The organism is Candidatus Pelagibacter sp. (assembly GCF_965262185.1).
In the GTDB taxonomy this organism is placed as follows: domain Bacteria; phylum Pseudomonadota; class Alphaproteobacteria; order Pelagibacterales; family Pelagibacteraceae; genus Pelagibacter.
On sequence record NZ_OZ253498.1, the window covers coordinates 294,756 to 312,290 of the forward strand.

Below are 17,535 nucleotides of genomic sequence, written 5' to 3' on the forward strand. Positions count from 1 at the left end.
TAATCAATCTGCAATTCTTGTGGGTTCCATTAATTGTTCCATTAAATCATTGTTCCATTTGCCCTCAACTTTTACTTCGGCTTTCGCACCAAGAATAAATGCTTCAATAAGATTGTGATTTAGATAAACGTAAGTACCTGGCTGTCTAAATTTGTATATCATTGCTCCAGCTGCACCGCCTGGTACAAACCATGTTTCTAAATTAGTTCTCGGAGGATCGTTAAAAGATCCATTGGGCCATACATAGTCACCGTGGCCCCCTATTAAATGAGGTCGTGTATCTCTATTTGCTTGAGCATGAATAAACATCACCGATTCTCCTACCTTTGCTGTCAATGCATTATCTCCCTCTAAAGCACCTTCAGATCCATTAAATACAACGTGCGTAGGTGTTAATGTTTTCATTACTTCTAAAACATCACTGAAGCCATCGCCAGGGTGAAGATATTCTTTGTAATTGCCATTATCATCTTTTGGGACATAAAAATCCTGTTCACCAATATAATATGCTTTGTCATATGTGATTGGATTTCCCTCTCGATCCTTTAATCCATCTCTTGGCAAAACCATAACAGCTCCGTTCATGCCCTTTACAACATGCCAAGGAACCATTGCTCCACCCGGCGCGCAGTGATAAACAAATACTCCTGGTTTAATTGCTTTCCACCTTAGGACTACTGCTTCACCTGGTAAAATATGTGTAAGACCTCCCCCTCCTAAAGCACCTGTTGCTGCATGAAAATCTATATTATGTTCAAAATTATTTTTTTTAGGATTAACTAATGTTAACTCAATATAATCGCCAACGTGGGCAACGATAAGTGGTCCTGGAACACTATCATTAAAAGCAAAAACTCTAAACTTTGTTCCTTGTTTATCAATTGTGATAATTTTTTCTGTCACACTCATTCTTACTTTAATTACTTTGGGCCCTCCTTTTGCAACGATATCATGAGCTGGAACCAATGGCGCTGGCACTAACTCTTGAACAACTACAGGGAGTTTATCTGCTTCACTGCTTTTTGCCTGCAAGGCAATGGAAATTAATATTAACGAGATAACATAAAATAAATAGTTTTTTGCATTCATAAAAACTACTTTAATGATTGATACGAAATTATATTTGATCTCTATCAAAGTTTAAAAAATTTGATTTAAATCAAATTTAATTAAATCAAACCTTTTTGAAATTAAATTAGATATCTCAAGACAATATAGGGAAGCAAGATAAAAAATACTATAAGCGTTATATGTAAAATTATACCTTTATAATGTGCTTTTTCAAAATCTTTATTTGAAACTTTAAAAAAGTTTTTATGTATTTTGTAAATAAAATTTTTAGGTGAACTTCCAAATAAAAAAACTCTAAAAATTAGAAACAAAAAATTAGCAACTATTAGCCAACCAAAAAAACTTGCCAAAAAATTTAAATCTAATGTCCCCATGTATGCCAAAATTGATCGTAAGTGTTTTTTTTATCATCAAATAATTTGCTATACGGAAGTGTTGCCACCAAATGTATTCTATCTTCTTCACCACCATTAAAAAAATTATGATATTTTTTCGCATTAACTATCCAAGCATGTCCATCAGCAGGTAAATGAAAAGATCTATCTTCAATTACAAATCTACAGCCTGGATTGGTAATTATAGGTACATGCAATCTTAGTTCAGGATCCCGATGCCAACTTAAAGTGGATCTTGGTCCTTTTTTTAATATTCTCGTTCTTCCTAAAGCATATCTTTTAGATAATGTCTCGTATACATACTTGAAATAAGTGTTTTTAAATTCTGGTAAAAATTCTGTAAATTTCTTTTCATCAATATGATGTGCTCTAGATTTTTCTTGACCTGATTGATCTGGTTTTGTCCAATAAAGGCCCCATGAAAATTTTCCTTTAGTACTATCTTCATTGCCTGGAATTCTATTGAGGGAAATACTATCTATGTGTGATACTGATCCATCGCCTTGATCAAATTTTTTTTTTTGAATTATCTCTTGATAAGTATCAACCAATCGATCAATATCAAAAGATATACCTGGAACTTTATAAACTAAACTTTTGACTGACATGATTGTTGTTTAAATGAATTTAAAAAAAATAAATTGATTTACATCAAAGATAATAAGTTTTTTTGATTTAAAAAAAAACATGGTCTCATCATGCTTTATATCCCTAATATTGATATTATCTCCTCCACAATTATAAATGGTGGGACCTATTTTTCTAAAAAAGGTAAGGCGAAATCAAAACTGTAATATATGCTGTTAATGAGCTTATCACAATTGCCAGTATTAAAGTTTTAACAAGATTGTGTATTTTCATAAATATAAATTATATTTATTTAAAAATTTGGTATTGATTTAAATCAATATTATTTATTAAAAAAATCATAAAACTCTCTAATGTTCAAAGAACTACAAGGAGACAAATGTATTTTGAATATGGTTCCAGAGTACCCTATACCAAGATACAGTAGTTATCCAACAGCACCCCATTTTGAAAATTCTATAAATAGTAAAATATACAGCTCATGGTTAAATAACATAAAACCAACAGAAAATTTACTCTAAGAGCAGTAAATACTATCAAACCATTTAAAAAGGTATTTATGAATAGTTTGGAATAAAACCATTAACACTTAAATCACTTGCTAATGTTAATAGATAAATAATCACTATCTAATAGTTAGTGGTAAATTCCGGTACATAAATAGAAATCAACATTAATAAAAATGCAATTAACATCATTGCAATTGCAAAATTAGTTTTATTCATATTTGACTTTCTTTTTAATTTGTAATTCATGATTACTCCTTTCGCTTTCAAGATATTTAAATTTTAAATAGATACATTGATCGTAATCAAAAGATCTTAAAATTGATTAAAATCAAAAATTACTGATTTTGATTCACGTCAAATATTTTTTTTAATTTTAGGTTAAGTTTAACCAATAATTAATAGAAAGGAGCAGTTATGAAATCATTATCTATAATAGACTCACTTAGACCTTTTTCAGTAGGTTTCGATAATATGTTTAAGCATTTTGAAGATCTTCACAACAATGATATCGATGCTTTTGAAACTAATAGAGTAAACTACAATATTACTAAAGTAGGTAAACAAGACTATAATATTGAAGTTGCATTACCTGGCGTTGATCAAAAAGATGTCAATGTTAGTGTTGAAGATAATGTTCTTAAAATAAAATCTTCTTCAAAGAATAAAGTTGAGAAAGATGACAAAGAATATCTTTACAAAGGAGTTGAAAAAGAAAATGTCTGTGCCAGTTTTATTATTGGCAAAGATATTAAAGTCGAAGAAGCGGTTATGGAAAAAGGAATGTTGTCAATTAAATTAAAAGAGGAAAATCCTTTACCTAAAAATGTAAAAGAAATTCCTATTACAAAAAGACAATAATCAAAATGAATAGCCTCGGTGCAACACTGGGGCTATTTAATTTATTTTGAAAGACTAGATAATTTATCAATATCGTTAATAAAAACTTGCTTAGAAGATAAAACTTTAATTATATTTGAACTTTTTAACTTAGATATTTCTCGACTGACGGTTTCAATTGTCAAACCTAAATAATCCGCAATATCTTGTCTCGTCATAGGTAAGCTTATTGGATTATTTTGCCATCCTATTCTTTTTCTTTGTTCTGATATATTTATTAAAAATTTAGCAAGTCGCTCTGTTGCATCTAATTTACCCAAAACACCCAGCCTATCTTGAGCAAGTGTTAATTCAAAAGAGGTTTGATTTAAAAGCTCTTTTGCAAGAATCATATTTTTTTCAATGTATTGATCTAGTTTTTTTTGCTCAAAAATACAAACACGCACATCACCTATAGCTTCTGCACAATAATTATATTTACCATTTTTGTAAGATCCAAAAAAATCACCAGGATAAAGAAATCCAATTATTTGAATACGGCCATCATCAATTAATTGATAAATTTTAACATTTCCTTCAGTAATATTATAAATATTTTTAGCTTCGTCTTGTTGTAAAAAAATATTTTTTTTATTACTGAATTTTTTCTCTGACGAAATACCTGAAAATTCTTTAAGCTTTTCCTCCTGTAAACACCTACAAAAAGAATATGATCTAATGTTACATTCAGAACATCTGCTTTTTTCAATGAAACTTTTATTTATTTGTGCTGAGCTCATAGCAGAATATAAAATTTAATTATAATTTGTTTTTGATCTAGATCAAACTGTTCCTCTAAAAATAAGATATTTAGTTCATTATGCTTGCTCAACATAACCCAAATAATTTACCAGGGCTTAGTATTTTAAAAATCAAAGATAACGATCAAGATTTTAATGGTATTTTACCATTATTAGCAGAAGAATTTCCATCGTGGGGATTAAGTAGATTGAGAAGCTATATTAAATTGGTTCTAAAACAAGAAACCAACGGTATATTAGTTGCTAAAAACGATTCCTCCTACAGTATTGGTTTATTAATTTATTCAATGCACGATATAATGAACAAAAATTTTTCCAATGATTCAAATAAAGAATTTTCTAAATGTTTAGTAGTTGAAAATTTAATCAGTTCAAATCCTGTATTAGAACAACAGATTTATCTGCAACTAATAAATAAAATATTTCATATTGCTAAGAACAAAAACTGTGAAGTTCTTGAATTACCTAGATTTAATTCTTCATTTGATTTGGTAAAAAAAAAGTATGAACAAAATCTTATTAATTCTGATGGATGGAGATCTTTTATTAAGATTAATTAAATTTAATATATTAGTATAAATTAAAACATTCAGTGCACCAATCGTGGTGAAAAAGTATCAACTGCATAATTGAAATCGAATACCTTTCATTTAATGTTTTTTGTGAAACAATTTTAATGTTAATAATATTTAATTATGTTTAAAAGATCAAACACCGTTGAGCTGTTTACCAAAAAGGTAATGGATTTTATGACGGACAATTATATTTTGGTGAATAGAAAAGAATTAATAAAAACATCATTAGAAAAATTAAAAGAATTAAAGAAATCAACTATTTTAATTGAAGATAATAATCAAATTTGTGGAATCATAACAGAAAAAGATATTTTAAAACGTGTTGTATTTAAAGCAAATGAACAAACCTCTGTTGATCAAATCATGACTCAACCGGTGAAATTTGTTTATAACGATGATTTATTATTTCATGCTGTAGGTAAAATGAGAAAGCTCAATTTGCATCATCTGCCAGTATTTAACATGAATGGAAATGTTTTAGGAATGATAGATATGAATACTGCTCTTACAGCGGAGTTAGGGGATACAATTTATCAAATCGATAAAATGACATATGACGAAGAGGATATAATGGGTTTAATTAAAATTAAACAGCAACAAATTTATCTAACTGAAAATATGTTGAATAGAAATATTGATCCTCTTGATATTTCATATCTACTAAGCTTTCTTAACAATGTAATTTATCGAAGAGCAATAAGATTGGCAGAAAAAAGAGTTGGCGAGAAAAAAATCATAAAAGAAATCCCATTTTTTTCAATAATTGTTATGGGCTCTGGAGGAAGAATGGAAAGCTTTTTACATCCAGATCAAGATAACGGAATTATATATGAGGCAAATAATGAAGATCCAAAAAAATTAGACCTTTATTTTGAAGAACTTGCAAAAGACTTTACTAAAACATTAGATGATTGTGGTATTCCGTTTTGCAAAGGAAATTTAATGGCAAGCAATTCATTGTGGAGGAAAAGTTTGCCAGAATGGAAAGATCAAGTAAATCATTTTTTAGATAATCATACTCCACAAGATATGAGGCATATTGATATGCTTTATGATTTTAAATCTGTTTATGGAAAATCAGTTCTTGCCGAGAATTTAAGAACTCATTTAAATGAAAAACTTCATGAAAAAAAATTACTAAAGTTCTTGTACTTTAGTGAAGAAGAAAGTGATGCTGCTATTGGCTTTTTTGGCCAATTTATTCTTGAAAAAAAAGATAAGGAAAATATTGGCTTATTGAATTTAAAGCATACAGGTACACTTCCCATGATTGAAAGTATAAGACTATATGCAATCAAACATAAAATAACAAAAACCTCAACATTTGAAAGACTAGATGAACTTAATAAACTTAAAGTTTTAAGTGACGACGAGATAGATTTTTTCAAAAATGCCCAACGTTTTATGTCAAAAATATTACTTAAAAATCAAATTGAGCGAACAAAACAAGGTCTTACGATGAAAAATTTTATTAATCCAAAATTATTACTTGAAAGAGAAAAAAAAGTTTTAAAAATTTATCTCAAAAAAATAAAAGAATTAAAAAAAAGGGTTAGAGTAGATATTGGTGAAGAATATTTTTAATAAAATCAAATATTACTTTGAGAAACAAAAACTGTTCAATCGAGTAACGCTTGATCAATCTAACTTTTCTGTTTTAGATACTGAAACAACAGGGCTAAATGTTTCAAGAGGTGATAAAATTGTATCTGTTGCTTGTCTAAAGATTAATAATTTTAAAATCCAAAAAAATTATGTGTTAAATGAATTAGTAAATCCACAAATAAAAATTCCAAATGAATCGACATTAATCCATAATATTAAAGATGAAGATGTTGTCGATAAACCAACATTGATTGAAATTGAAGATAAAATATTAAAATTTTTAAAAAAAAGCATTTTGGTGGGACATAATATTGATTTTGATATCAATTTTTTAAAAAATAATGCTAAAGGCACAAAGCTTGCAAATAGAATGAAAATCATTCAGCCTATTGATACTATTTTTTTAACTGCTGGACTTTATCCTGATCTAAAGAGCTATGAACTTTCAAATCTTTGTGAGCATTTTAATATTAAAACAAATGATCAAGTAAGACACTCAGCAATAGGAGATTGTTGGATTACAGCTAGGTTATTTTTATGTTTATTAAATAAAGCAAGGGCAAAAGGTGTAAATAATATCTCAGGATTGGTTAAACTGTGTAATAAAGGATTTAGTTTACAACACGTAATGAAGAATGCAAAAAATATTCACTAATTTCTATCAATAACAATTATTAAATTGTCTTCCTAAAATTTATTTTAAATAAGCTTTCTTAGAATCGTCTAATTCATCGATCCAAGGAGTATGGTGCTTAGGAGACATTTTTCCAGTTATCAAAGATTTATAACTATTATTTCTAAATCCCATAATATCCTCGTGTTTATGATGTTCCCATTCCATGAAAGTTTTGTTAACTCCTTCAATATCAAATGAAGGATAATCAGTCTCATCTATTAATTCTTTAACATAATCCCCTTGAAACCAAATTTTCTCTTCATCATTTTTGAGTTTTTCTTCTCGCTCTCGCCACTGCATGCTATGTTTTGACATTTCATTTTTTGATGGGAGATTTATTTTATCAAGTATAAAATCTCTGGCGTACCATGCTTGGGCATCAAACATATTAAAAGTATAAAATTGATCCTGCATTCCAAGATAGATTAATTTTGGATTATCTTCCCAAAATATACCTTTGTACAAATTAAGTGGCCACAATCTATTAGTGGTCTCCAATTTTAAATCCTTGGATAAAAATGGAAAATGATGCAGATACCCTGTGCATAATATTATTGCATCTACCTTCTTTTGAGTGCCATCACTAAAATGGACAGTGTTATCTTGTTCGGCTTTCACTAACAACGGAACTTGTTCAAAATTCTCTGGCCAATGGTAATTCATCGCTGCAGTTCGATAACTAATAGTAATTGATTTACATCCGTATTTGTAACATTGCGATGCAATATCTTCAGATGAATAACTTGTACCAACAATAAGTATATCTTTTCCTTTAAATTCTAATGCATCTCTAAAATCATGGGCATGCATTACTCGACCACCGAATGTTGCTAAACCTTCAAATTCTGGAACATTCGGGGTGTGAAAATGACCACAGGCATTGACTATATAATTAAATTCTTCAGTATATGTTTTTTTATTTACCAAATCTTCAACGGTAACTAAAAATAAGTTCTTTTGTTTGTCAAAACTAACCCATCGAACAGGTGTTCTAAACTTTATCTTTTCTCTAAAATTTGATTTTGCCAAACGTCCTCTTATGTAATCTAAAATTACTTCTCTTGGAGGATAAGAAGCGATAGGTTTTCCAAAATGTTCATCAAAGCTATAGTCAGCAAACTCTAAACATTCTTTGGGACCGTTTGACCATAAATAACGGTACATGCTACAATGAACTGGTTCCCCCATATCATCCGTTCCAGTTCTCCATGTATAATTCCATATACCACCCCAATCAGCTTGTCGTTCATAACAAACGATCTCTGGAATGTTTTTACCTTTTTTTTGAGCTGACTCGAAAGCTCTTAGTTGAGCAAGCCCACTTGGTCCTGCACCTATAATTGCAACTCTTTTTTGATTAGATGTCATATAAATTCTTCTTAATTGAGTTAATTTTGAAAATGTAAAAATTATATAAACAACTGTTTATAAAAAATTGATCTAGATCAATTTTTTTTCATTTATTAATGTATTTAAGTATGAGTTAAGAAATTTAAAAATTGCTATATTAAATTACAAATGAATATAAGATATTTTTTTCATAATGACACATTCACATTCACCTACATTGTAAGTGATACATCTACAAAAAAATGTGCAGTTATAGACCCTGTGCTCGATTACAATATTCACACTGGCAGAACAAAAACAACTTTTGCAGATAAAATCATTGAATACATCAATGATAATAATTTAACTGTTGAATGGTTACTAGAAACTCATGCTCACGCAGATCATATTACGGCAGCTAATTACTTAAAAAGGGAAATAGGTGGAAAAACTGGTATTGGTGAAAATATAAAAGAAGTAATAAAATTTTGGGTTCCTATTTTCAACACTGAAAGCGACACCCCATTAAATGGATCTCAATTTGATCATCTGTTTAAAGATCAAGAAATAATTAATATTGGAAATCTTGACGTTAAAATAATTTACACCCCAGGTCACACCCCTGCTTGTGTTAGTTATTTAATTAAAGACTCTATATTTGTAGGTGATACTATTTTTATGCCTCACATGGGTACTGCAAGAACTGATTTTCCAGGAGGAAGTTCCAAAACTTTGTATCAATCTATTCAAAAAATTTATCAACTTCCAAATGAAACTAAAATATATGTAGGACATGATTATCCACCAGAAGGTCAAAAACCAGAAGCTGTTTCAACAGTTTTAGAACAAAAACAAAAAAATAACATGATTAATCAAGAAATTTCTGAAAGCGAATATGTGTCATTAAGAAATAGTAAAAATAAAGGAAAACCCGTTCCTAATTTATTATTGCCTTCTATCCAAGTAAACATTCGTTGTGGGGATTTTGGAAAAAAAGAAAATAATACAAATTATATAAAAATTCCAATCAATAAGATATAAATTCAATTTATATAATTAATTTAAATCTTTCTAATTTAAATATACACAAATTAAAAAATTGAATTCATTAATACCTTTTTATTAGCTACTTTTCTGTTGCATATTGTGTCTGGCCCATCAGTATTAATCATTATTTCTAATTCTCTAAGATATAACTTTATTTCGGGAATCAAAACCACTTTGGGTACTGTAACAGGATCTGCCTCTATAATTGATTTTAATTAAATTTAGAGATTACTTGTTTTTTTTATATTTTTCAGGCAGTTTATATGCGACAAACATAAAAACAAATCCCAAAACAATTCCCAAGACATCTCCCCTTATGGTAAAAACCCCTTCAAATTTTGAACCTGGAACAGTTCCCAAGGTTACTTTACCTCCCCATAAAGAATTCATCATAGCAGTGTCAATTAATAAATCATAAAACAACATGTAAGCAAACGCACCTAAGAGACCACCAAGTATAAAAGTTATCGCATCTATTCGGCCTGAAGCAGCGGCTGCAATACCTGTACCAGGACAATACCCAGATACAGCCCATCCAATTCCTAATATAATTCCGCCTAAGACAACACCGAAGTATGATGCTTTGACAGACATATGTCCAACCTCAACAAGACCTAACATTTGACCTAGAAACATCAATGTACTTGCAAATCCAATTGCAAATAAAATTGCTTTCATCAAATAAAGATTTTCTAATTTAAGCATTGAAACAATATAATTTGGGTTAGAAGCTCTTACTCTATCTAAGGCAAACCCAAAAAGTCCACCAATCAATAGTGCTAAAAAAATATTCATTTAGATCTCTTTCTGTTTGTAGATTTAGAATACACAATTAATGCAGTAGGTATTGCTGCTAAAAATATTCCAAGTGTGAATAAATATGCAGATATAGATGTTTGCATTAATCCACTCATCATATGTCCAGAAGTGCACCCTCCTGCTAAACGGGCACCAAAAAGAACGACAAATCCAGAAACAAAAGTAACTAAAAACCTTTTGTTTGAGAAATTTCCGAATTTGTCGTTCCAAACCTTGGGAGAGAGTTTTTCACTTTGGTCTACTCCGTTTCTTAAACGAGAGGAAATAAAAGCTCCAATTGCAAGAGCTATAACAAAAATAAAACCATAATTTAAGGGTTGGTTAGCTGATTTAGCATACTTAGCCCCGGACTTATTTAAATAAGAATTTGTACTTTGGATTTTGCCATCATTGGTCTCAGTAATTAACTCCGTATTTATCGTATCACCAATGATTGCGTCCAAGATAACAAATTGAGTTGAAACACCTATTGGTTTGACTAAAAGAACAGCAAGAAAGAAAACGCTTCCTAAAAAAATACCCGATTTTAACCAATTTAATTTTTCCATAACTGGTTGGTGTTTATTAGGTTAAATAAGAAATTCTTTGACTTAAATCAAATTTATCACTTTTTTTAAAATTTTAGAAAATATATTTTTAATTTTTTTATAAAGTTTTTTTGGCCTTTAATGCTCTTTGTGCTTATGAGCTTTTTTATGTTTATGACCTTTTTTCATTTTGTATTTACCATCTGCCATTAACTCTATTTCAAAAGTTAAAGGCATTCCATTTGCCATAAGATGACTATGGTCATTTGAGTTTAAAGTAACTTTAATTTCATTTTCACCTTTTTTTAATAAGTTATTTGAAAGATGAAAGTATGGTGAATACTGACGATATTTTGCACCATTAATATAAATATGAGCATGCCCTTCATTGCCATTATTTATTAAATTTACATTTTCAGGAGCAAATTTAAAATTAGTGGTTTGAATGATTAGATTATATCCGTCTTTAGCATCTTTAATAAGCTCCACATCTAAAGTTGGATAAGGAGCATTAGCTTCAACCATACTATGCTTATGATCATCATCAGCAAATGAAAATGTTGATGATAAAACAAATAATAAAGTGATAAATAATTTTTTCATAATTCTATTTAACAAATAAAAATTAATTTTATTTGTGACAAAATTAACTAACATTAAGCAGCTCTTTGATTATCAATTCCTTTTGAAACTATTAGCTTATTATCTTTATAATCAACAAAGACTTTATTTAGCTCTTCATTATTATTTTCTAAGATAAAGTTTGCAATTGGATTTGAGATTTCTTTTTGAATTGCTCTTTTAATTGGTCTTGCGCCATAAATTGGATCAAAACCACTTTGAGCAATCCAGTGTATCGCACTATCACTTACTTCAAGCTCAATTTTTTGCTCTAATAATACTTTTCTTAATTGATTAATCTGTAATGAAGTAATTTTCTCAACTTGTTCATTATTCAATCGATCAAAGACAATAATATCATCTAATCGGTTTAAAAACTCTGGTTTAAAGTGGTTTTTAACCATTTCCATCACTTGGCCTTTAACCTCTTTAGTAATTTCTTTACTTTTATTATTCGAGATAAAATGACTACCTAAATTACTAGTTAAAATGATAATAGTATTTTTAAAATCAACCGTTCTACCTTGTCCATCAGTTAAACGGCCATCATCTAAAACTTGTAACAACACATTAAAGACATCAGAGTGTGCTTTTTCAACTTCATCAAATAATATTACTTGATAAGGTTTTCGTCTAACTGCTTCAGTTAATAATCCTCCTTGATCATAACCGACATAGCCTGGAGGAGAACCAATTAAACGACTAACTGAGTGTTTTTCCATATACTCAGACATATCAATTCGAAGTAATGCCTTTTGATTATCAAATAAAAAGTCAGCTAAGGTTTTTGATAATTCAGTTTTACCAACTCCTGTTGGACCTAAGAATAAAAATGATCCAAGTGGTCTATTAGGATCTTGAATGCCTGCTTTTGATCTCTTAATTGCATTTGATACACTTCCAATTGCCTCCAATTGACCGATAACTTTTTTAGATAAAATACTTTGTAAGTTAATTAGTTTATCTTTTTCACTACCCACCAATTTATTAAGTGGAATACCAGTCCATTTCGATATGATTTGAGCAATATCACTTTCATTAACATCTTTATTAATGCTTTTAATTTTTTCAGCTTCTTTAGTTAATGTTTTTAATTTTTCTTCAAGTTCTGGAATTTTACCATACATCAACTCACTTGCTTTATTGAGTTCTCCTGATCTTTGATAATTATCTAATTGCTGTTTAGATTTATCAATCTCTTCTTTGATCTTTTTGATATTTTGCATATCATTTTTCTCTTTCATCCAATCTTTGGATTGAGCTTTAGATTGAGCTTCTAAATCTTCTATATTTTTTTCAATTAAATCTAATCGTTCTTTTGATTGATTGTCCGTTTCTTTCTTTAAAGCTTCTCGTTCAATTTTTAACTGAATGATTTTTCGATCAATCGCATCAATATTTTCAGGTTTGCTATCAATTTGCATTTTTAATCTACTGGATGCTTCATCAATTAAATCAATTGCTTTATCCGGTAAAAATCTGTCTGAGATATATCTGTTCGACAACACCGCGGCAGATACAATTGCATTATCAGTGATATGTACACCGTGATGCAGTTCATACTTTTCTTTCAGTCCTCTTAAAATAGAAATGGTATCTTCAACAGTTGGTTCAGCTACTTGAACCGGTTGAAATCTTCTTGTTAAAGCTGCATCTTTTTCAATATATTTTCTATATTCAGCAAGTGTTGTAGCCCCAACACAATGTAATTCTCCTCTAGCTAAGGCGGGTTTTAACATATTAGATGCATCCATCGATCCATCCACCGCTCCTGCTCCAACTAAAGTATGCAATTCATCAATAAACAAGATCACTTTACCATCCTGCTTATCGATTTCTTTTAAAACATTTTTAAGTCTTTCTTCAAATTCACCTCTAAACTTTGAGCCTGCAACCATGCCAGACAAATCTAAAGATAATAATTTCTTATTTTTTAAGCTTTCGGGGACATCATCTTTTGCAATTCGTTGTGCTAATCCTTCAATAATTGCAGTTTTTCCAACGCCAGGCTCTCCTATTAAAACTGGGTTATTCTTAGTTCGTCTTGATAAAACTTGTATAGTTCTTCTGATTTCTTCTTCTCTTCCAATTACTGGATCCAATTTTCCATCTAATGCTTTTTGAGTAACATCAATTGTGTACTTTTTAAGTACATTCTGCTGACCTTCACCGTTTGCATCATTAATATTAGATCCATTTCTACTTTCTTTAATAATTTTTTTATATTTAGAAAAATCAAAACCTGAGTTTTTCAATAGTTTCAAATGCTCATCTGATTTTATGATTGATTCAAATAAGCTATCTAAACCAACAAACTCATCTTTTTTTTCTTTTGAAATTAATTTTGCATTTTCAACTGCTATAATAAAATCTTTTGCAGCACTGATTTGCTCATTATCAGCTGTTACTTTTGGAAGTTTATTAAGCTCATCTTGAATTGAATTTTGAAGTTTGGTGTAGTCCACTCCCGCATTGGTTAAATGATTTCTAAAATCATCTTCTTCTGTAAGGGGCTTTAAAAGATGAATAGTTTTAAGCACTTGATGATTATTCATCATTGCCAAAACTTGTGCAGAGTTAATGATCTCTTTTGATTTATTTGTAAATTTATTTAGTTCCATACTTATCATATATGTAAAGCTAAACTAATTTCAAGATCTTGAAATTCAAAATAGAATACATACATAACTATCTAGTTTATCTTTAATCAAAAATACAAATTCAAAAACTTATCAAATAAATAAACATGAACTAAAATTTTTTATTTTATTTATTGATAACACCAAGAGTACTGAATTTATACCAGGCACGTTCGTGTAAATAATATAAAATCATCTTAGTAATAACCTCCACGCTAGCTATGGCTCCAGCCCAATTGATTTCACCTGTAATCAACCATGCGATTAAAAATGTGTCACTAGTAGCTAATATTCGCCAAGTTACTGTTTTAGCTAAATGCCTTTTTTTTTCTACACTTTTCATATTATTCAATTGTATTATTTGAGAGTAAATTTTTTTTGATTTAAATCAAAAAACGGTGCGTGTTTAAACTTAGAGCATTATCCTAAAAGTTTTTTTATCTAGTACTGAATGAATTGTTATTTATTTTATTATACAGCCAAGCAAAAATCATTCCGGCAATCCCCCAATCTATAAAGCCCCATACAGCACCTATTATGCTTCCCATTGGGGTATAACTATAACCTATATATACTCTCTCAAAAAGAGTGACTGGACCATCTGCATTACCAGTTAAAATTAACCACCACGATAAAAAAAACATACCACATGCACCTAAAATTCCTGTTGTAAGTCCTAACGATTTAATTGATATCATTATTGCTCTCCTTTTTTTAATAACCTCCGTACCATGCACTCCAAATGCATGCATTAAGTGCATGTACGAAAGTTTAGACATTTATTTGCTAAACGTTGCCGCCTAACAATCCTTCCTACTATACTAGCGCTACTTTGTAGGAATTCATGCCTAGTAAGTATATGCCTTTCGACCTTTACTTACATAATTAAGAGTTTCCTCTTAATTAAGTTCAGTAAATCATAAATAAATAACTAACGCATTGATACAAATCAAAATTCATCATTTTTATAAAAAATTTAGTATTTTTTATTTAATTTCGTTGTTGAGTAAATGGAGTAAGAATTAAATAAATTAAAAAAAACTCTTTATACCGTCTAAGATATATTGAATTGATAATGCAGCTAAAATTATCCCAATAACTCTAGAGAATATATTAATAATTTTTTCATTTATATACTTCTGGAAACTAATAAATATTCTAAATACTAGAAGACAAATTATCATGACAACAGTTAGAGAAATTAAGTTAATTATAAACGATGAATAATTTTCTCCAGCACTACTTACTGCTAAAATTACAGATGTAATTGCAGCAGGTCCAGCTAACAATGGTATGGCAATAGGGAAAATACTTATACTCTCCCTTTTTTCATTAATAGATTTTTTTCTTCTTTCAGTTCGAATATCAAATAACATTTGAAGAGATATTATGAACAAAATTATTCCTCCAGCGATCGTGAAAGCATTGAAAGATATTCCAAGGTATTTCAGAAGATAACTGCCAAATATCGCAAAGAATAATAAAACTAAAGTTGCTATAATCACTCCTTCAAATGCAACTCTTATTTTGTCATTATTTTTTAAACCTTTGGTAACCACTATAAACAATGGAACAGTTCCTATTGGATCTATAACTACAAAATAAAGAATTAAATACTGTATAAATATTTCCGTCATAAACTATTTCAGGCTATTATCATTGAGTGGTATATGGTGCAAGAAATAGTCACTGTGTCAGTAATTATTTCATTAACCATAAAATGAAAACCTAATTACCGTAATCAATACACCGTAACATTACGAAATAAAATCAACATTGATTTTTTTCAATAAATAAAATTTTGATTTATCTAAACTTTTAAGTTGGTTAATACATACTTATTAACAATATTGTAATAACAGTCTTTCTTTAATAATTATTCTGAAGTTTTAAATGATTATTTTTTAAATAAATAACTTAGCTTGAATGTTGCAGTCCATGCAATAAGAACAAGCCCAATTAATGCCTCTAAACCCGTTGCAATTCGCATTGATCCATTGGCAAAAATATCTCCTGTTCCTAGTGTGGTATAACAATTTATTGAATAATAAAAAAAGTCTAAAAAGCTACCTGATAAATTTCCACCAAAAAGATTTTGGTCAGCATTAGTTTGGTAGGCTATATAATAGTAAAATGCAAACAAGATAATTTGGACTAAGTGAGATCCTATTAAAAATCCAGAAATTTTTACAAAATCTTTATAAATAAACTTTTTAGATGTGTTTTGACTAAGATAATTAAGCGTTAAACCATGAATCTTTATACTTAAAGCTACTAAAATTACTGTAAAAATTATTGGCCAAATCATTTCTGTAATATACATAGAATATCAAATCATACCAGTAAACAGAATATGAAAAACCTAAAATTCTTTTTAACGAAAACTAATAAAGCAAAATCAATTCAGAATTTTTTTAGAAAAGTATTTTCAAGATCAGGAGGCAAAAAAGAAGGGAATGTTGTAGGTGCTTTATCTTTCAAGTTAGCAAAATTAATTGATGAAAGAAATATTATTGGAATTGAAGGAAAAATTAACAATAAAATTGGTGCTTATATCTTTTTAACAAAACTATCTTTTAAAGAAGATTATTTAGTTTATTTACTAGCACCGGTTGCCGTTGATAATAAAATTCAAAAAAAAGGTGTTGGTAAAAAAATAATCAAATTTGGAATAAAATATCTCAAACGGCATAAAGTTGATATTTTAATGACTTATGGTGATCCAAGTTATTATTCAAAAGTTGGATTTAAAAAAACTAAAGTATCTATTGTCCCCGCTCCATACAAATTATCTCAACCTATTGGTTGGTTAATCAATAAAATCTCATCAAAAAAGATAAATAAATTTAAATCAAAACCGAATTGTGTAAGACCATTTAGAAATAAAAAACTTTGGTAATAATATTGAATCAAATTAAAGAATCTTAGTCAAGAACCAATGTCATTGACGCGTATATGGAGCAGGAAATGTTTATAAAATTGTGGATTGCAACTGAATTGTAATATTATTTTAATGTATTATAATATTAATTTTCAAATTTTATTCCACACGCGAGTATTCCGACTTTACTCTTCTCAAAGGTATAGAAGTTTCAACAGAAGAAACTCCTTCTATTACTGTAAGTTTTTTAGTTAAAAAATCCTCAAATTCCTCGACATCTTTAACCGCAATTCTTATTAAGTAATCCTTAGCTCCTGTCATTAACCAACACTCAACAACTTCAGGAAAATTTAAAATTTTTTTCTCAAATTTATCAAAATTTTTTGATTGTTGTTTTTCTAGACTAATAAATATAAATGCAGGAAATTTGTAACCAAGTGAGGTTTCATCAATATTTACTGAATAATTTTTAATTATATTGTTTTCTTCTAATTGATTTATTCTTCTTGCAGTAGGAGCAATACTTAAATTTATTTTCTCACTTATATTTTGAAGAGTAGTTTTGCTGTTATTTTTAAGTATTTTTACAATCTTTTTATCAACTTCATCCATATTT

At 29.0% G+C, this 17,535-nt stretch carries 22 protein-coding genes; 7 read left to right on the forward strand and 15 right to left on the reverse strand.

Features of this window, described 5'->3' with window-relative positions:
* Positions 1-3: 3 nt before the first annotated feature.
* From nirK to ACQY31_RS01710, 3 genes are all read right to left on the reverse strand, one after another.
* A complete protein-coding gene (gene nirK, locus ACQY31_RS01700) occupies positions 4-1,089 on the reverse strand; it encodes a copper-containing nitrite reductase (RefSeq protein WP_428080292.1) in 1,086 nt (361 codons plus the stop codon).
* Positions 1,090-1,190: 101 nt separating this feature from the next.
* Positions 1,191-1,445, reverse strand: coding sequence for a DUF6868 family protein (locus ACQY31_RS01705; protein ID WP_428080293.1), 255 nt, complete (start codon positions 1,443-1,445; stop codon positions 1,191-1,193).
* The gene (locus ACQY31_RS01710) at positions 1,433-2,074 is read right to left on the reverse strand and encodes an aspartyl/asparaginyl beta-hydroxylase domain-containing protein (protein WP_428080294.1); all 642 of its coding nucleotides are present in this window, start codon (positions 2,072-2,074) and stop codon (positions 1,433-1,435) included. The genes ACQY31_RS01705 and ACQY31_RS01710 overlap by 13 nt, the downstream gene beginning before the upstream one ends.
* A 333-nt stretch (positions 2,075-2,407) precedes the next feature.
* Here ACQY31_RS01710 and ACQY31_RS01715 point away from each other — a divergent pair, with 333 nt between their 5' ends.
* Positions 2,408-2,575, forward strand: a complete 168-nt coding sequence (locus tag ACQY31_RS01715) for a hypothetical protein (protein WP_428080295.1) — start codon at positions 2,408-2,410, stop codon at positions 2,573-2,575.
* Between the two features lie 108 nt (positions 2,576-2,683).
* Here the strand turns inward: ACQY31_RS01715 and ACQY31_RS01720 are convergent, their stop codons facing one another.
* Positions 2,684-2,809: a hypothetical protein gene (locus tag ACQY31_RS01720; RefSeq protein ID WP_428080296.1), complete on the reverse strand. Its 126-nt coding sequence runs from the start codon at positions 2,807-2,809 to the stop codon at positions 2,684-2,686.
* Between the two features lie 168 nt (positions 2,810-2,977).
* Between ACQY31_RS01720 and ACQY31_RS01725 the strand changes: the two genes are divergently transcribed.
* Positions 2,978-3,421 (forward strand): Hsp20 family protein, encoded by a 444-nt coding sequence (locus ACQY31_RS01725; protein WP_428080297.1) that lies wholly within the window; start codon positions 2,978-2,980, stop codon positions 3,419-3,421.
* A 41-nt stretch (positions 3,422-3,462) separates the two neighbouring features.
* Here the strand turns inward: ACQY31_RS01725 and ACQY31_RS01730 are convergent, their stop codons facing one another.
* Positions 3,463-4,179: a Crp/Fnr family transcriptional regulator gene (locus ACQY31_RS01730; protein WP_428080298.1), complete on the reverse strand. Its 717-nt coding sequence runs from the start codon at positions 4,177-4,179 to the stop codon at positions 3,463-3,465.
* A gap of 80 nt (positions 4,180-4,259) precedes the next feature.
* Here ACQY31_RS01730 and ACQY31_RS01735 point away from each other — a divergent pair, with 80 nt between their 5' ends.
* The 3 genes from ACQY31_RS01735 to ACQY31_RS01745 all read left to right on the forward strand — a co-directional run bounded on the left by ACQY31_RS01735 (position 4,260) and on the right by ACQY31_RS01745 (position 7,035).
* Positions 4,260-4,760: a hypothetical protein gene (locus ACQY31_RS01735; protein ID WP_428080299.1), complete on the forward strand. Its 501-nt coding sequence runs from the start codon at positions 4,260-4,262 to the stop codon at positions 4,758-4,760.
* A 135-nt stretch (positions 4,761-4,895) separates the two neighbouring features.
* A complete protein-coding gene (locus tag ACQY31_RS01740) occupies positions 4,896-6,359 on the forward strand; it encodes a DUF294 nucleotidyltransferase-like domain-containing protein (protein ID WP_428080300.1) in 1,464 nt (487 codons plus the stop codon).
* Entirely contained in the window at positions 6,343-7,035 is a 693-nt protein-coding gene (locus ACQY31_RS01745) for a 3'-5' exonuclease (protein ID WP_428080301.1), read from the forward strand. Before ACQY31_RS01740 ends, ACQY31_RS01745 begins: the two co-directional genes overlap by 17 nt.
* 39 nt (positions 7,036-7,074) lie before the next feature.
* Here ACQY31_RS01745 and ACQY31_RS01750 read toward each other — a convergent pair whose 3' ends face one another.
* Positions 7,075-8,424, reverse strand: coding sequence for an NAD(P)-binding domain-containing protein (locus tag ACQY31_RS01750; RefSeq protein WP_428080302.1), 1,350 nt, complete (start codon positions 8,422-8,424; stop codon positions 7,075-7,077).
* 150 nt (positions 8,425-8,574) lie between these two features.
* Between ACQY31_RS01750 and ACQY31_RS01755 the strand changes: the two genes are divergently transcribed.
* Positions 8,575-9,426 carry an MBL fold metallo-hydrolase gene (locus ACQY31_RS01755; protein ID WP_428080303.1) on the forward strand — a complete coding sequence of 284 codons (852 nt, stop codon included), beginning with the start codon at positions 8,575-8,577 and terminating at the stop codon, positions 9,424-9,426.
* A gap of 234 nt (positions 9,427-9,660) precedes the next feature.
* Here the strand turns inward: ACQY31_RS01755 and ACQY31_RS01760 are convergent, their stop codons facing one another.
* From ACQY31_RS01760 to ACQY31_RS01795, 8 genes are all read right to left on the reverse strand, one after another.
* Positions 9,661-10,227: a DUF6691 family protein gene (locus tag ACQY31_RS01760; RefSeq protein ID WP_428080304.1), complete on the reverse strand. Its 567-nt coding sequence runs from the start codon at positions 10,225-10,227 to the stop codon at positions 9,661-9,663.
* On the reverse strand, positions 10,224-10,799 hold the full coding sequence (locus tag ACQY31_RS01765; protein WP_428080305.1) for a YeeE/YedE thiosulfate transporter family protein: 576 nt from the start codon (positions 10,797-10,799) through the stop codon (positions 10,224-10,226). Before ACQY31_RS01765 ends, ACQY31_RS01760 begins: the two co-directional genes overlap by 4 nt.
* A 117-nt stretch (positions 10,800-10,916) precedes the next feature.
* Positions 10,917-11,381 (reverse strand): hypothetical protein, encoded by a 465-nt coding sequence (locus ACQY31_RS01770; RefSeq protein ID WP_428080306.1) that lies wholly within the window; start codon positions 11,379-11,381, stop codon positions 10,917-10,919.
* 53 nt (positions 11,382-11,434) lie between these two features.
* Positions 11,435-14,020, reverse strand: coding sequence for an ATP-dependent chaperone ClpB (clpB, locus tag ACQY31_RS01775; RefSeq protein WP_428080307.1), 2,586 nt, complete (start codon positions 14,018-14,020; stop codon positions 11,435-11,437).
* Positions 14,021-14,165: 145 nt separating this feature from the next.
* The gene (locus tag ACQY31_RS01780; protein WP_428080308.1) at positions 14,166-14,381 is read right to left on the reverse strand and encodes a DUF2061 domain-containing protein; all 216 of its coding nucleotides are present in this window, start codon (positions 14,379-14,381) and stop codon (positions 14,166-14,168) included.
* A 94-nt stretch (positions 14,382-14,475) separates the two neighbouring features.
* Positions 14,476-14,817: a bacteriophage holin gene (locus ACQY31_RS01785; protein ID WP_428080309.1), complete on the reverse strand. Its 342-nt coding sequence runs from the start codon at positions 14,815-14,817 to the stop codon at positions 14,476-14,478.
* Between the two features lie 252 nt (positions 14,818-15,069).
* Complete coding sequence (locus ACQY31_RS01790) at positions 15,070-15,675, reverse strand: MarC family protein (RefSeq protein ID WP_428080310.1); 606 nt, start codon at positions 15,673-15,675, stop codon at positions 15,070-15,072.
* 260 nt (positions 15,676-15,935) lie between these two features.
* Positions 15,936-16,361, reverse strand: a complete 426-nt coding sequence (locus ACQY31_RS01795; protein ID WP_428080311.1) for an ion channel — start codon at positions 16,359-16,361, stop codon at positions 15,936-15,938.
* 30 nt (positions 16,362-16,391) lie between these two features.
* On the opposite strand from ACQY31_RS01795, the gene ACQY31_RS01800 reads away from it, so the two are divergent.
* Positions 16,392-16,937 (forward strand): GNAT family N-acetyltransferase, encoded by a 546-nt coding sequence (locus tag ACQY31_RS01800; protein ID WP_428080312.1) that lies wholly within the window; start codon positions 16,392-16,394, stop codon positions 16,935-16,937.
* A 141-nt stretch (positions 16,938-17,078) separates the two neighbouring features.
* Here the strand turns inward: ACQY31_RS01800 and ACQY31_RS01805 are convergent, their stop codons facing one another.
* Positions 17,079-17,531: an Lrp/AsnC family transcriptional regulator gene (locus tag ACQY31_RS01805; protein WP_428080313.1), complete on the reverse strand. Its 453-nt coding sequence runs from the start codon at positions 17,529-17,531 to the stop codon at positions 17,079-17,081.
* Positions 17,532-17,535: the final 4 nt, after the last annotated feature.